A 14,732-nucleotide genomic window follows, 5' to 3' on the forward strand; every position below is an offset into this window, starting at 1 on the left:
ACATGCTCTAGCGGTGTCGTGGAGAAGCTCAATGCCGCCGCGTCAGCAGGCTGACCATCAGCACCGCCACCAGGGCGATGGTGGCCGCGCGGTGCTCGGCCATCCATTCCAAGGCCGGTTGCAGCATCCGCCTATTCCACCCGCAACGCCGCGCCGGCGGCAAGGGGGGCCAGCGGCAGGGCGGCGGCCAGCAGCGCGCCCAGCAGCAGCAGATAGGGCGCGGGGGACAGCCCCGCCGCCGCCGCCTCGATTCCCGCCGCGCCGAAGATGACGGCGGGAATCGCCAGCGGCAGCACCAGCAGCGGCAGCAGCACCCCGCCGCGCCGCGCCCCGAGCGTCAGCGCCGCGCCCGCGGTGCCGAGCAGGGAGAGGAACCCCGCCGCCATGCCCAACGCCGCCATGGCCGCCGGCCAGGCCTCCACCGGCAGGTTCAGCATGGCGGACGCGACCGGTGCCGCCAGCAGCAGCGGCAGACCGGTGGTCAGCCAATGCGCCACCGCCTTGGCCGCGGCCACCGCGCTGGGGCCCAGGCCGCTGAGCAGGAGCTGGTCCAGCGTCCCATCCTCCGCGTCCGCGCCGAACATCCGGTCCAGCGGCAGCAGCGCCGCCAGCAGGGCGGCGGCCAGCAGGGCGCCGGGTGCCAGCCGCGCCAGCGCCTCCGGCGCCGGGCCGATGCCGAAGGGGAAGAGCGCTGCCACCAGCACGAAGAACAGCACCGCCGCCAGGCTGTCCGCCGGGTAGCGCAGCGCCAGCCGCAGCTCCCGCGCCAGCAGGGCAAGCCAGCGGGTCATGCGACGCCCGGACTGGGGATGGCGCACCGCGCCCCTGCCGCGCCATGCTGGGCCGGCGTAAGCGGGAGGCAGAGATGGCCGTGCGGCGTATCGTGGCGAATATCGCGGCCAAGGATCTGGCGCTGGCCAGGGCCTTCTATGGCAAGCTGCTTGGCCTCGACATCGTCATGGATCTCGGCTGGATCGTGATCTTCGCGGCGCCTGGGCCGGCCGTGCCGCAGCTCAGCATCGCGCTGGAAGGCGGCAGCGGCGCTCCGGTGCCCGACCTGTCCATCGAGGTGGATGAGGAGCTGGAGGCGCTCCACCGCCGCGCCCTGGCCGCCGGCCATGCCGTGGAATACGGGCCGGTGACGGAGCCCTGGGGCGTGCGCCGCTTCTTCCTGCGCGACCCCTTCGGCCGGCTGGTGAACATCCTGACGCATGTCTGAGGGCCGGGTCACAGCCTCAGCTCCCGCGCCCCGGGCAGGGGCAGGGGCAGATGGGTGGCGGCCAGCACCATGCCCCCCGCCGCCCGGTGCGCCGCCAGCAGCGTGCCGAGCCGCGCGACCGAGGCGGCATCCAGCCCCACCGTCGGCTCATCCAGCAGCCAGAGCGGGACCGGGGCGAGGGCCAGCCGCGCCAGCGCCAGCCGCCGCTTCTGCCCGGCGGAGAGCACCCGCGCCGGCAGCTCCGCCAGCGGGGCCAGGCCCATCGCCGCCAGCGCCGGCGCCACCTCCCCGCCCCAGAGCCGGGCGTAGAAGCCGAGATTCTCGGCCGCCGTCAGCGCCGGCTTCAGCGCATCCTGGTGCGAGAGGTAGCGCAGCCGCGCGGCATGGGCGGCGCGGTCCGCCAGCGCGTCCTGCCCCTGCCAGAGCAGCCGCCCCTCCGCCGGGGTCAGCAGCCCGGCCAGCAGCCGCAGCAGGCTGGATTTCCCGGCCCCGTTGGGGCCGAGGAGCTGCACCGCCTCGCCCGCGTTCAGCGCGAAGCTGAGCCCGGCGAAGACCACCCGCTCTCCGCGCAGGCAGGCAAGGTTCTCGGCCTGGAGCATTCTCAATTGGCTATCGGCACGATAGCCGGGCCGCCCGTGGACCCCCGCCGCGGCACATGCTTAAACCCCGGGCATGGCGCGCCCGCGCGGGGCGTGACGTAAGGAAGGGTTCTCGGACCATGCGGATGATCGGGCAGGACAGCCTCAAGACCCGCCGCACCCTGGCGGTGGACGGCAAGACCTACCATTACTTCAGCCTGCCCGAGGCGGCCAAGAGCATCGGCGACATCAGCCGCCTGCCCTTCAGCCTGAAGGTGCTGCTGGAGAACGTGCTGCGCTTCGAGGATGGCCGCAGCTACACGGTGAACGACGCCAAGGCGATCGCCGGCTGGCTGCCCGCCGGCAAATCCGAGAAGGAAGTGCCCTTCCGGCCCGCCCGCATCCTGATGCAGGACTTCACCGGCGTGCCGGCGGTGGTCGATCTGGCGGCGATGCGCGACGGCATCATCAAGCTGGGCGGCGATCCGCGGAAGGTGAACCCGCTGGTGCCGGTCGATCTGGTCATCGACCACTCCGTCATGGTCGATGTCTCCGGCACCCCGGCCGCCCTCCAGAAGAACGTGGACATCGAGTTCGAGCGCAATGGCGAGCGCTACGAATTCCTCCGCTGGGGCCAGTCCGCCTTCGACAATTTCCGCGTCGTCCCGCCGGGCACCGGCATCTGCCACCAGGTGAACCTGGAATACCTGGCGCAGGTGGTCTGGACCGCGACCGACACCGGCGAGACCTATGTCTACCCGGATAGCTGCTACGGCACCGACAGCCACACCACCATGGTGAACGGCCTCGGCGTGCTGGGCTGGGGCGTCGGCGGCATCGAGGCGGAGGCGGCCATGCTCGGCCAGCCCATCGCCATGCTCATCCCCGACGTCATCGGCTTCAAGCTGGTGGGCAAGCTGCGCGAGGGCGTGACGGCGACCGACCTGGTGCTGACCGTGACCCAGATGCTGCGCAAGAAGGGCGTGGTCGGCAAATTCGTGGAATTCTACGGCGCCGGCCTCGACGACCTGCCGCTGGCGGACCGCGCCACCATCGGCAACATGGCCCCGGAATATGGCGCCACCTGCGGCTTCTTCCCGGTGGATGCGGCGACGCTCGGCTATCTCCGCCTCTCCGGCCGCGATGAGCACCGGATCAAGCTGGTGGAGGAGTTCTGCAAAGCCCAGGGCATGTGGCGCGACAGCTCCACCCCCGACCCGGTCTTCACCGACACGCTGGAGCTCGACCTCTCCACGGTCGAACCCTCCATGGCCGGGCCGAAGCGGCCGCAGGATCGGGTGGCGCTGTCCAACGCCGCTTCCGCCTTCGCCAAGGACCTTGCCGCCGGCACCATGGGCGTGCCGGGCGACGAAGCGACGAAGCGCGTGAAGGTCGAGGGCGCGAATTACGACCTCGGCCACGGCGATGTCGTGATCGCCGCCATCACCTCCTGCACCAACACCTCCAACCCCTATGTGCTGGTCGCCGCCGGCCTGGTGGCGAAGAAGGCGGTGGAGAAGGGGCTGAGCGCGAAGCCCTGGGTGAAGACCTCCCTCGCCCCCGGCTCCCAGGTGGTGACCGAATACCTGGAGAAGTCCGGGCTGCAGAAGGACCTGGATGCGCTCGGCTTCCAGACCGTGGGCTATGGTTGCACCACCTGCATCGGCAACTCCGGCCCGTTGCCGGACCCGATCGTGGACGCGATCGAGAACAACAAGCTGGTCGCCGTCTCCGTGCTCTCCGGCAACCGCAACTTCGAGGGCCGGGTGCATGCCAATGTGCGCGCCAACTACCTGGCCTCCCCGCCGCTGGTGGTCGCCTATGCGCTCGCCGGCACCATCACCAAGGACCTGACGAAGGAGCCGATCGGCACCGGCCGCGACGGCCAGCCGGTCTTCCTCAAGGACATCTGGCCGACGCAGAAGGAGGTGAACGACACCGTTCACTCCGTCGTGAACCGGGACATGTTCCTTGAGAAGTATGGCGACGTGTTCAAGGGCCCGCAGCAGTGGCAGGCCATCCGCGTCGAGGCGGACAGCGATACCTATCGCTGGAACAGCGGCTCCACCTACGTCCAGAACCCGCCCTATTTCGAGGGGATGACCACCGAGGTGAAGCCGGTGCAGTCCATCAAGGGCGCGCGGGTGCTGGCGCTGCTGGCGGACAGCATCACCACCGACCACATCTCCCCGGCCGGCAACATCCGCAAGACCAGCCCGGCCGGCGAATACCTGCTGGAGCACCAGGTGCGGCAGGCGGACTTCAACAGCTACGGCGCCCGCCGCGGCAACCACCAGGTCATGATGCGTGGCACCTTCGCCAATATCCGCATCAAGAACGAGATGGTGCCGGGCACCGAGGGCGGCATCTCCAAGCACTACCCCTCCGGCGACGTCGCGCCGATCTACGACGTGGCGATGCGCTACAAGCAGGAGGGCGTGCCGCTGGTGGTGTTCGGCGGCAAGGAATACGGCACCGGCTCCTCCCGCGACTGGGCGGCGAAGGGCACCTTCCTGCTCGGCATCAAGGCGGTGGTGGCGGAGAGCTTCGAGCGCATCCACCGCTCCAACCTCGTCGGCATGGGCGTGCTGCCGCTGGTGTTCCAGAACGGCGAGGACCGCAAGTCGCTCAACCTGAAGGGCGACGAGCTGGTGGACATCCTGGGGATGGAGGAGCTGAAGCCGCGCATGCAGCTCGAGCTCGTCATCACCCGCGCCGATGGCAGCAAGTACTCCACCAAGGTGCTCTGCCGCATCGATACGGCGGATGAGGTCGAGTATTACAAGAACGGCGGCATCCTGCACTACGTGCTACGCGGGATGGCCAAGGCCGCCTGATACGCGCTCCGCGGCGCCGCTGCGGCGGCATCGCGGGGCTGGTCATCATGCTGGAGCGGGACCGGTTGAGCTTCGCTCACTCCATCCCGCTCCAGATCGTCGTTTGATCGCTTAATTCACGGTTCGGCCGGTCCGGCCTCAACCGATCACGCTCCGAAACGCGGTGTGGCACCGCCACGCCGGGCAGCGCCGAAGGTCACCTCCAGGCGGCCAGGATCTCCTCCACCCGCGCCGCCTCCACCTGCTGCCCGAACCGCTCATGGTACAGCGTCAGCAGCGCGTCATGGGCGCGGTCGGAGGAACTGCAGATCGCATCCGTCGGGACGATGATGCGGTAGCCGAGATCGACGGCGCCGAGGACGGCCGCCAGCACGCAGACATCCGTTTCGGCACCGCTGATGACGAGGGTGTCGATGCCGCGGCGGCGCAGGCGGCGGTGCAGCTCGCCATCGCTCCAGGGCGAATAGACCCGCTTGTCGAAGATTTCGGCCGGCGGGACGAGGCGCGCGAGCGGCGCGACGAGATCGATCATGCCCGGCGGCAGCGCCTCCAGCGTCATCGAGGCCCAGCGCGTGTAGTAGCGGCGCCAGGTGCCGCCGCATTCCTCTGCCCGCGAGGCGGGGATGAAGCGGGTGAAGATGGTCTGCGCCGCGTGCGCCTCCGCCAGCCGCGTCACCACCGGCAGCACGCGGGCCATCCAGGGCGTGTGCCATTCCGTGTCCTCGGCAAACAGCCGCTGCATGTCCACGCAGAGATGCAGGCAGCTCTCGCCGAGCGGCCCGTGCTGCAATCCGCCGTCGCTCATCCCGGAACCCTCCCTGTCCGCCGCGTCAACGCGGCAGGCAGGGCACCGTTGGCTCAGCTTTCGGGGACGTTCCGCCGCAGCTCCTCCAGCCAGGCCCGGGCATTGCCGTCCGAGGGGGCGCGCCAGTCGCCGCGCGGGGAGAGCGAGCCCCCCGCCGAGACCTTGGGCCCGTTCGGCATGGCGGAACGCTTGAACTGGGCGAAGCCGAAGAAGCGCTCGAGGAAGACGGTCAGCCAGCGCCGGATGACCGGCAGCTCATAGGCGCCCCGCCGCTCCGCCGGGAAGCCGGGCGGCCAGGCGCCGCGCGCGGCATCGCCCCAGGCCTGCAGCGCCAGGAAGGCGATCTTCGAGGGGCGGAAGCCGTAGCGCAGCGTGTAGTAGAGGTTGAAATCCTGCAGCGCATAGGGGCCGACCTTGGCCTCCGTGCTCTGCAGGGCGGCATCGGCGCCTGCCGGAATCAGCTCGGGCGAGATCTCGGTGGCGAGGATCGCCTCCAGCGTCTCCGCCACCTCCGCCTCGAACTGCCCGGAGGACGCCACCCAGCGGATCAGGTGCTGGATCAGCGTCTTCGGCACGCCGCCATTGACGTTGTAGTGCGACATCTGGTCGCCGACACCATAGGTGCACCAGCCCAGCGCCAGCTCCGACAGGTCGCCGGTGCCGAGCACCATGCCGCCCACATGGTTGGCGGCGCGGAAGAGGTAGTCGGTGCGCAGCCCGGCCTGCACATTCTCGAAGGTGACGTCGTAGACCGGCTCGCCGCGCGCGAAGGGGTGGCCGAGATCCGCCAGCATCTGCCGCGCCGCCGGGCGGATATCCAGCTCCCGCGCATCGACGCCGAGCGCCTGCATGAGGCGATGGGCATTGGTCTTGGTGCCCTCGCTCGTGCCGAAGCCGGGCATGGTGTAGGCGACGATGTCGGTGCGCGGACTGCCCATCAGATCCATCGCCTTGGCGGCGACGATCAGGGCCTGGGTGGAATCGAGGCCGCCGGAGACGCCGATGACGATCTTGCCGTTGCCGGTCGCCGCCCGCCGCTGCACCAGGCCGGAGACCTGGATGCTGTAGGCCTCGTAGCAATCCTGGGAGAGCCGGCCGGGATCGGCGGGGACGAAGGGGAAGCGCTCCACCGCCCGGGCGAAGCCGATATCCTCCATTGGCGGGTCGAGGCGGAAGGCGACGTGCCGAAAGGCCCCCCCGGCGCCCTCGCGGCGGCGGTTGTCGTCGAAGGTGCCCTGCCGCGCCCGCTCCTGCCGCAGCAGGTCGAGATCGACATCCGCGACCACCACCTGCTCGGCGGCGGGGAAGCGCTCGCTCTCGGCCAGGGTGGCGCCGTTCTCGAAAATCGAGACCTGCCCGTCCCAGGCCAGGTCGGTGGTGGATTCGCCCGCGCCGGCCGCGGCGTAGATATAGGCGGCGAGGCAGCGCGCGGATTGCGAGCGGCAGAGCAGGCGGCGGGTATCCGCCTTGCCGATGGTGATGTTGCTGGCCGAGAGGTTGGCCAGGACCGTGGCGCCTGCCAGGGCGCCGCTGGCGCTCGGCGGCACCGGCACCCAGAGGTCTTCGCAGATCTCCGCATGGATGACGAGGCCGGGCAGGTCCTCGGCGGCGAAGAGCAGGTCGGGCCCGAAGGGGGCGCGCAGCCCGGCGACCTCGATCTCGCTGCCCTCGGTGCCGAGGCCCGAGGCGAACCAGCGATGCTCGTAGAATTCCCGGTAATTCGGCAGGTGGATCTTGGGCACCACCCCCAGCAGCCGGCCGCGCTGGATGACGAGGGCGGTGTTGTAGACCCGCCCGGCATGGCGGAGCGGCGCGCCGACCAGCAGGACCGCGCGCAGCCCGGCGGAGCCGGCGACCAGCGCCGCCACGCTGGCCTCCACCGCGTCCAGCACGGTGTCCTGCAGCAGCAGGTCGTCGATGGCATAGCCGGACAAGGCGAGTTCCGGGAACACCGCCACCGCGGCGCCGCGCCGGTCGCATTCGGTTGCGACGCGCAGGATCTCCGCGCCATTCGCGGCGGGGTCGGCGATGCGGCAGCGCGTCGTGCAGGCCGCAACCCGGGCGAAGCCGTGCCGGTAGAGGGAATGGAAGCTCATGACGCCGATCGATCCCAAACGGTGCCGCAGGAGGAAGGCCGCGGGCGGGTCCTGCGAAAGAAAGCGCCTCGGCCCGTCGGGCTTCCCTGGAAGCCATAAATTCCGGCGTTCCGCAACCGGGCGAGGCGAGGCGAGGGCCGGGCGGCCCGGCCCTTATGGCACGGCCTGCCGGGACCGGGTGCTGCCCCGAAGCATCCGGCGGCACGCCGGATGGCCGGATCCGGGCCCCTCAGGGCGTGATCGGGTGAGGCCGGATCGACCGAGACCGTGACGCATGCAGCCAGGCGATGAGCCCTGACCACCTTGCATGGGGAGGCGGCGTCCTGGGCAACCCTCCTGGTTCAGCCCCTGGCGGGCGGCCCGGCTGCGGCTGCCCGCTGTCGCCGCGGGGAGACCGGCCCGAACCCGCCGCACCCTGCGGGCCGAGCCGCGAAACCCGCTGCCATGGCGCGTCCTAGAGGACGCCCCGTGATACCAGGATTTGCGTATTCAGGCCCGCACCGGCCGCGCGCCCAGCAGATGCGCGATGGCATAGACCAGGTCCGGCCGGTTCAGCGTGTAGAAATGGAACTCGTCCACCCCGTTCGCCTGCAGCAGCCGCACCTGCTCCGCCGCCACCACCGCCGCCACCATGCGGCGGGTCTCCGCATCCTCCTCCAGCCCCTCGAACAGGGTGCCCATCCAGTCCGGCACGCCGGCGCCGCACATGGCGGAGAATTTCTTCATCTGGGTGAAGTTGGAGACCGGCATGATGCCGGGGACGATCGGCACGGTGATCCCCGCCGCCGCGCAGCGGTCGAGGAAGCGCAGATAGATCCCGGTATCGAAGAAATACTGGGTGATGGCGCGGGTCGCCCCGGCATCGATCTTGCGCTTGAGGTTGTCGAGGTCGGCCTCCGGCGAGAGCGCGGTCGGGTGCGTCTCGGGATAGGCGGCGACGCTGACCTCGAAGGGGGCGATGCGCTTCAGCCCGGCCACCAGATCGGCGGCATAGGCATAGCCCTCCGGGTGCGGCTCGTAGCGCTCCACCCCCGCCGGCGGGTCCCCGCGCAGGGCCACGATGTGCCGCACCCCCGCCTCCCAATAGCGCCGCGCCACTTCCTCCACCTCGGCGCGGGAGGCGCCGACGCAGGTGAGGTGCGCCGCCGGCGTCAGGCTGGTTTCCTTGACGATGCGGGCGACGGTCGCATGGGTGCGGGCCTGGGTGGTCCCCCCGGCGCCATAGGTGACGGAGACAAAGGCCGGCCGCAGCGGCTCCAGCCGCCTTATGCAGGACCAGAGCTGGGCCTCCAGCGCCTCCGTCCGCGGTGGGAAGAATTCGAAGGAGAGCTTCGGGGCCGGCAGGGCCGCCAGGTGCGGCAGGCCGCCGACCCGCGGGCCGGTCAGCCAGCGCTGCAGGGTGCCCGTCGAGGCGGGAAGCGGGGTCTGGTCCATGTCCGGCATGTGCCTCCTCACGCCGATGTTCGCAAGCGTTGCGCACGGCGACCCAGGGGACGTTACGAAACGCCCGGGAAGGATGCTATGGGCCGCAGGCCGGAAGGTGCCGTGGGCACCGCCTGGCGGGGCGCGCCGTCCCGCTGGACCTGGCGCTCCGGCGCGCCATATCCGGGTGGTCTCCCCGCCCCCCCCCGAGGCCGAAGGGTTCCGTCGCCGATGCGCCTGATGCCGCCGAACACCTCCCTGCTCGCCCTGGCTCTGGGCATCGCGCTGCTGGCCGGCTGCGCCACGCGTCCGGACCCCGCCGACCCCGACGCGGTCGCCGAGTTCGAGCAGAACAACGATCCGGCCGAACCCTTCAACCGCGCCATGTACGATGTCCACCAGGGGATCGACCGGGTCGTGCTGCGGCCGGTGGCCAGCGCCTACCGGGACGTGGTCCCCCAGCCCGTCCGCACCGGCATCCGCAACGTGCTTGGCAATCTCCGCACCCCGGTGATCCTGGCCAATGACATGCTGCAGGGCGAGCCGCGGCGGGCCGGCGACACGCTGGGCCGCTTCGTCATCAACACCACCCTCGGCGTCGCCGGCATCTTCGACGTCGCCTCCAGCCTGTTTGGCGTGCGCGGCCATGCCGAGGATTACGGCCAGACCCTGGCCCGCTGGGGGGTGGGGGAAGGCCCCTACCTCTTCATCCCGGTCCTCGGCCCCTCCAACCCGCGGGACCTGACGGGCTTCGGCCTCGGCATCGCCGGTGACCCGCTCACCTGGGTCGGCCAGGGGGTGGCGGTGGATGTGCTGACCGGTGTCCGCGGCGGCATGACCGTGGTGGATACCCGCGAAAGCCTGCTGGACGTGCTGGACGATGTGCAGCGCAGCTCACTCGACCCCTATGCCACGCTGCGCAGCGCCTATCGCCAGCGCCGCGCCGCCGAGATCCGCAACAGCGGGGAGGCCGCGCCCGCCGCCGCCGGCAGCACCGGCTTCGGCATTGGCACCGGCGCCTTCCCGGAGCGTTGAATTGCCCCTTCCCTTCACCGCCCGCCGGGCCAAGCCCAAGGAAAGCGCCCCGACCATGATCCGCCTCCCTCGCCGTTCGCTGTTCGGCGCCGCCAGCCTTCTCGCCCTGCCTGCCTTCCGCCCGGCGCGGGCGCAGGACAACAGCCGCGCCAGCCAATTCATCCTGGCGACGGGGAATGAGCTGGTGGCGGCGCTGAACGACCCCCGCGCCGACCTCGCCACCCGCCGCCAGCGCGTCGCCGCGGTGCTCCGCCGGGCGGTCGATATCGAGGGCGTCGGCCGCTTCATCCTCGGCCGCTGGTGGCGCCAGGCCACCCCGCAGCAGCAGCAGGACTACATGAAGCTGTTCGAGGAGACGCTGATCCGCAACCTCTCCGCCCGCTTCGGGGAATACCAGGGCGTGCGCTTCTCCCTTGGCCGCAGCCAGCAGCGCACCGAGGAGGATGTGCTGGTGAACACCATCATCGAGCGGCCGAACACCGCGCCCTTCTCGTTGGACTGGCGGGTGGCGGAGGTGAACGGGCAGCCGCGCGTGGTGGACGTGATCGCCGAGGGCACCTCGCTTCGTCTCACCCAGCGCAGCGAGTATTCCAGCGTCATCCAGCGCAACAACGGCTCCATCCAGGCGCTGCTGCAGGCGATGCAGGGGCAGATCGCCCAGCTCGCGGCGCGGGAGCAGCAGACCCGCTGAGTGCCCCACGGCGCCGCCGCGTGGCGGCGCCGTGCCGGCCCCCGGGGAGAGCGCCCGGGTCCTCCGGCGGCCCGCGCCCGGCGCGCCGGAGGCTGGCCGTTCCAACCCGGCTTGACCGGATCGTTCCAGTTTCCCGCCGTGACTTCGCCACATCCACGGCCTATGTGCAGCGCAGCGCTGGATGGGACCCTGGCTTTGCGATACGCCCGCCTCATCGCCGTGCTTGCCCTGCTGGCCGGCTGCACCTCCGATTACTCCCCGGACACCTACGCCACCCGCGCCGTGCAGCAGGCCAACAAGGTGGAGCAGGGTACGGTGGTCGGCCGCCGGGAGGTCCAGGTGAGCGCGGAAGGCAGCACCGGCGCCGCCACCGGCGCGGCCGCGGGCGGCGCGCTGGGCGCCCAGACGCCGGGCGGCGGCATTGCCTCGGCGCTCGGCGGCGTGGGAGGCGCGCTGATCGGCGGGCTGGTAGGAACCGCGGCGGAGCACGCAGCGGTGGATATCAAGGCCTTCGAATACGTGGTCCGTACCGGGAAGGGGGAGCTGGTCTCCGTCACCCAGCGGGACCGCACCCCGCTGGTGGTGGGGCAGCGCGTGCTGGTCATCACCGGCAACCAAGCGCGGATCGTGCCGGACTATATCTCGGACCCGGCGGCGAACCCCCCTGCGGCGGCGGCCGCCGCCCCGCCGCCTGCCCAGCCCGCCGCCCCGCCGGCGGCTGTGGCGACGCCGTCGGCCGTGGTCAGCCTGCCGGCCATCGTGCCGCCACCGCCCGTGGTGGTCCCGCCCCCGCCCCCCCCGCCCGTGGCGGAAGCGCCGGCGCCGACGGCCACGCCTGCCACGGCCGAAACGTCGCCGGAGGCGCCGGCCACGGGGAGCAGCGGCGCATCCTCGGCGCTGCAGGGCGCGGCGGAGGATGCCGCCCTCTCCCGCCTGCCGCCCATCGCCCAGCCCGTGGCGCGGTCGCTCTCGCAGGAGGTGACGCGCTAGAGCAGCCTCCGAACTCATGGATCACGGCGTGATCCATGAGTTCGGAGGCTGCTCTAAGTCTTATGTTTTCCAGAGCAATATCCGATCGGGTGCTTCCACCCGACCGGATATTGCTCTGGGGCCCGTTAGGGACTGGGCGAGGCGGAGGGCTGGCGAGAGATTTTGTATGCTGGGCAGGAGGGCGGCGCAGCCCAGGCTGGTGGCCTTGGCAAGCCGCCCGACGCCCCCGGTGCGAAAAAGACCCGCCAGACCGACCCAAGGCCCATTCCCCAGCAGGCCTTAGGCGTCCGGGGCGGCGCCTTCACGCCACCTGTGCCGGGCGTGGGCCGCGGCGGGCCCGGGCCCGGAGCGCCGGCCGGACCGGAACCGCCCCGGCCCAACCATGTCGCGGGCCGGTCCGAGCAGCCTCCGGCCTGATCGATCGCGCCATGGCGCATCAGGCCGGAGATAAGCTGCTCCAGCCGGGGAGGCCACCGGCCTCAGCGCTGGGCGGATTGGCTCCGCAGTTCCCGCGCCCGGGCGAGGACCTTGTCCTCGAATTCCGAATTGGTGGCCGGGGAGACGGGGGAGTCGACCCATTGCCCCCGCTCATTCACCTGGCGGAAGACCTGCACCCGCACGCCGTCGGAGCGGAGCTGGCGGCCCATGACATAGGCCTGGGCGCGGAACCGCTCATTCTGCGCGCCGGGCGGGGTGTACCAGTCGGTGATGATGGTGCCGCCGAAGGGGTCGGCGGAGGCGAGGGGCATGAAGGACAAGGTGTCCAGCGTCGCGCGCCAGAGATAGGCATTCACCGCCAGCCCGGCGCCACCGGTCGCCGCCGCCGCCTCCCGCGCCTCTCGCTCCTTGTCCACGCCGAAGACGACGAGGCCGGAGCCGGTGGCGCCGAGGCTGCGCTGCCGGGGAGAGGAGCCGCGCCAATCGCCATATTCGTCATTCTGCACGCCGCGGACATTGTCGCCGCAGGCAGCGAGCAGGGGCAGGGCCGCACAGGCGGCAAGGAAGAAAGGCTTCATGACTGGATCGACCACCCTAGGATCGAACCCGTTAATCCGGTTCCCTGGGCGGCGGCAAGAGCCGAATTGAAAACGGGGCGGCGGATTGCTCCGCCGCCCCGCCCCGGAGAGCCGGGACTGGCCGATCAGAAGGCCAGGCGGATACCGGTGAGGAAGACGCTGGCCTTGCCGCGGTCGCGGACGTCGCCAGAGCTGCCCGGGGCCAGGTTGCCGGTCGGGATGAGAGCGCTGACGCCCGGCTCCTTCATCTCCTGCCGCACGAACTCGGCGAGCAGGTCGAGGCCCGGCGCCAGGCGGTAGGTGGCACCGATGGAGTAGGCCCAGCGGCGCTGGCCATTCGCATTGGCGGGGGTGAAGGCGGTGCCGGCATACTGGCCGGAGTAGAAGTTGGCACCGACCGTGAACGGACCTGCGGTGTAGCTGGCGCCGCCGAAGAACATCGACATGTCCTTGTCGCCGCGGAGCGTCGGGATGTAGTAGTAGTTGGTGTTGCCCCACATGTAACCGCCGCCGACGGTGAAGCCCATGTAGGTGGCCTGCGCGCCGACCTGGTAGAGTTCCGGATTGCGCAGGTTGCGGGTGATCACGCCGGTGGCGCTGATGTCGCGCACCACCTGCGAGAACATGCCGCTGGCACCGACGGCGAGGCCGACGCCCGCCACCGAACCGCGCCAGCGGGCGGCCCACTGGATTTCGTTCATGCGGCCCGGCTGGTCATGCGAGCGGCCGTTGCCGGCAATGCCGGTCGCCGCGTAGACGCGGTCGCAGTTCAGGCTGGCGAAGCTGTTCAAGCAGCCCGTGTCCTCGCCCTCGCCTTCGTTCGCGGCGTAGGAAAGGCCGAAATCGAAGCCGAAGAACTGCGGGGACAGGTAGATGATCTTGGTGTTGTCGCCCACGCTGCCCGGGGTGGTGCCGGTGCGGGTCGGGCGGACGATGAAGCTCTCGAAGTCGCCATAGGCGCCGCCGGTGCCGAAGTTGGACACCCAGCCGACGTTCATCAGGCCGCCGAAGGGGCCGTCCTCGTCGCCGAAGCGGATCTGGCCGAGGGTGGGCGAGGCGATGAAGGCGTACATCTCGTCGATCGCGGCGCCGGTCTTGCGCGAGAAGGCGCGGCGGGCGTCGGAGCGGACGGTGCCTTCGGAGCTGTCGAACTCGATCTCGATGACCGCGCCGTAGGTCAGGCCGTTCGCCGTCTTGCCGTTGACGAAGACATGCACTTCGGCGTCGGTCGAGAAGTCGTTATGGCCGTTCCGGGCAGAGGCGAAGGTGTTGCCGAGCTGCGCATTGCTATCGTTCGGGCCACCGGAAAGGCCACCCATCGAGACGTTGGTCGGGGCCTGGCCGTTCTGCTGCGTGTACCCATAGTAGGCCCGGAAGTAACCGCCGACGCGAACCGTCGGGGCTTCCTGCGCCTCGGCGGCCATCGGTGCCAGCAGCGCCGCGCCAACCGCAGCGGTCGTGCCCAGTAGAATCTTGCGCATTCCATCCTCCTCACGCGCCGGGCACGCCCGGCTTTTCCCTCGACCCGCTGCCCCCCTGAGGCGTGGCTTCGCTTGCATTCCACAATTGGCGGTTGCATGCGCGACCAGGGTCCGTGACAGACTATGAAGCACCGGAACAAAGCCCGGCAACCGGCCAAGCGCGGGCACCGCGACTTCACTGAGACACTGTGGCGAGGGCGCCACAGGACCGTGACGCAATCCGGTTACGCGAAGCCGCCGATGGCGGCAATGCCCGCCGCAAGCCTGGGCAGGCGCCGCGCGCTCCGCCCCGTCACCCCGCCCAGCGCCAGCGCCGGCCGCCCGGCGCGCACCGCCAGCGCCGCCCAGCGCAGCGGCCCCAAGGCCGGCGCACCGGGGTGGCTGAGGGTGGGGAAGGCGGGGGAGAGCAGCACCGCATCCGCCCGCAGCCGGCGCGCCCGGGCCAGGCCCGCCCGGCCATGCGCCGCCACCAGCAGCACCCGCCCCGGCTTTCGCGCCAGCAGGAAGGGCAGCAGGTGCCGCGCCGGGCGGCGGTCCGGCAGCAGCAGCCCGGCACCGTGGC

General features: G+C 71.0%; 13 protein-coding genes. 5 read left to right on the top strand and 8 right to left on the bottom strand.

The window, feature by feature from the left end; all coding sequences use genetic code 11:
* Window positions 1-131: 131 nt before the first annotated feature.
* A complete protein-coding gene (gene ccmB / locus NJ376_RS25130; protein WP_252956048.1) occupies window positions 132-791 on the bottom strand; it encodes a heme exporter protein CcmB in 660 nt (219 codons plus the stop codon).
* A 74-nt stretch (window positions 792-865) separates the two neighbouring features.
* Here ccmB and NJ376_RS25135 point away from each other — a divergent pair, with 74 nt between their 5' ends.
* Window positions 866-1,219, top strand: a complete 354-nt coding sequence (locus NJ376_RS25135) for a VOC family protein (RefSeq protein WP_252956050.1) — start codon at window positions 866-868, stop codon at window positions 1,217-1,219.
* 8 nt (window positions 1,220-1,227) lie between these two features.
* Here NJ376_RS25135 and ccmA read toward each other — a convergent pair whose 3' ends face one another.
* On the bottom strand, window positions 1,228-1,818 hold the full coding sequence (ccmA, locus tag NJ376_RS25140; RefSeq protein WP_252956052.1) for a heme ABC exporter ATP-binding protein CcmA: 591 nt from the start codon (window positions 1,816-1,818) through the stop codon (window positions 1,228-1,230).
* Between the two features lie 119 nt (window positions 1,819-1,937).
* On the opposite strand from ccmA, the gene acnA reads away from it, so the two are divergent.
* Window positions 1,938-4,634: an aconitate hydratase AcnA gene (gene acnA, locus NJ376_RS25145; RefSeq protein ID WP_252956054.1), complete on the top strand. Its 2,697-nt coding sequence runs from the start codon at window positions 1,938-1,940 to the stop codon at window positions 4,632-4,634.
* A gap of 196 nt (window positions 4,635-4,830) precedes the next feature.
* Here the strand turns inward: acnA and NJ376_RS25150 are convergent, their stop codons facing one another.
* The 3 genes from NJ376_RS25150 to metF all read right to left on the bottom strand — a co-directional run bounded on the left by NJ376_RS25150 (window position 4,831) and on the right by metF (window position 8,969).
* Window positions 4,831-5,439 carry a cysteine hydrolase family protein gene (locus NJ376_RS25150; protein WP_252956056.1) on the bottom strand — a complete coding sequence of 203 codons (609 nt, stop codon included), beginning with the start codon at window positions 5,437-5,439 and terminating at the stop codon, window positions 4,831-4,833.
* 53 nt (window positions 5,440-5,492) lie between these two features.
* Window positions 5,493-7,535, bottom strand: coding sequence for an NAD(+) synthase (locus NJ376_RS25155; RefSeq protein WP_252956058.1), 2,043 nt, complete (start codon window positions 7,533-7,535; stop codon window positions 5,493-5,495).
* 489 nt (window positions 7,536-8,024) lie between these two features.
* Complete coding sequence (gene metF / locus NJ376_RS25160; protein ID WP_252956061.1) at window positions 8,025-8,969, bottom strand: methylenetetrahydrofolate reductase [NAD(P)H]; 945 nt, start codon at window positions 8,967-8,969, stop codon at window positions 8,025-8,027.
* 228 nt (window positions 8,970-9,197) lie between these two features.
* Here metF and NJ376_RS25165 point away from each other — a divergent pair, with 228 nt between their 5' ends.
* From NJ376_RS25165 to NJ376_RS25175, 3 genes are all read left to right on the top strand, one after another.
* Window positions 9,198-9,992, top strand: coding sequence for an MlaA family lipoprotein (locus NJ376_RS25165; protein WP_252956063.1), 795 nt, complete (start codon window positions 9,198-9,200; stop codon window positions 9,990-9,992).
* A 55-nt stretch (window positions 9,993-10,047) separates the two neighbouring features.
* Window positions 10,048-10,683 (top strand): MlaC/ttg2D family ABC transporter substrate-binding protein, encoded by a 636-nt coding sequence (locus NJ376_RS25170; RefSeq protein ID WP_252956065.1) that lies wholly within the window; start codon window positions 10,048-10,050, stop codon window positions 10,681-10,683.
* A 195-nt stretch (window positions 10,684-10,878) separates the two neighbouring features.
* The gene (locus NJ376_RS25175) at window positions 10,879-11,673 is read left to right on the top strand and encodes an outer membrane lipoprotein (protein WP_252956067.1); all 795 of its coding nucleotides are present in this window, start codon (window positions 10,879-10,881) and stop codon (window positions 11,671-11,673) included.
* Window positions 11,674-12,152: 479 nt separating this feature from the next.
* Here NJ376_RS25175 and NJ376_RS25180 read toward each other — a convergent pair whose 3' ends face one another.
* The 3 genes from NJ376_RS25180 to NJ376_RS25190 all read right to left on the bottom strand — a co-directional run.
* Window positions 12,153-12,689 (bottom strand): DUF3576 domain-containing protein, encoded by a 537-nt coding sequence (locus NJ376_RS25180; RefSeq protein WP_252956069.1) that lies wholly within the window; start codon window positions 12,687-12,689, stop codon window positions 12,153-12,155.
* A 125-nt stretch (window positions 12,690-12,814) separates the two neighbouring features.
* Window positions 12,815-14,170 carry a porin gene (locus NJ376_RS25185; RefSeq protein ID WP_252956071.1) on the bottom strand — a complete coding sequence of 452 codons (1,356 nt, stop codon included), beginning with the start codon at window positions 14,168-14,170 and terminating at the stop codon, window positions 12,815-12,817.
* Window positions 14,171-14,394: 224 nt separating this feature from the next.
* Window positions 14,395-14,732, bottom strand: a 338-nt coding sequence (locus NJ376_RS25190) for a thiamine phosphate synthase (RefSeq protein WP_252956073.1), incomplete at its 5' end; no start/stop codon positions are given.

Origin of the sequence: Siccirubricoccus soli (assembly GCF_024178315.1) — a bacterium.
Taxonomy (GTDB): Bacteria; Pseudomonadota; Alphaproteobacteria; order Acetobacterales; family Acetobacteraceae; genus Siccirubricoccus; species Siccirubricoccus soli.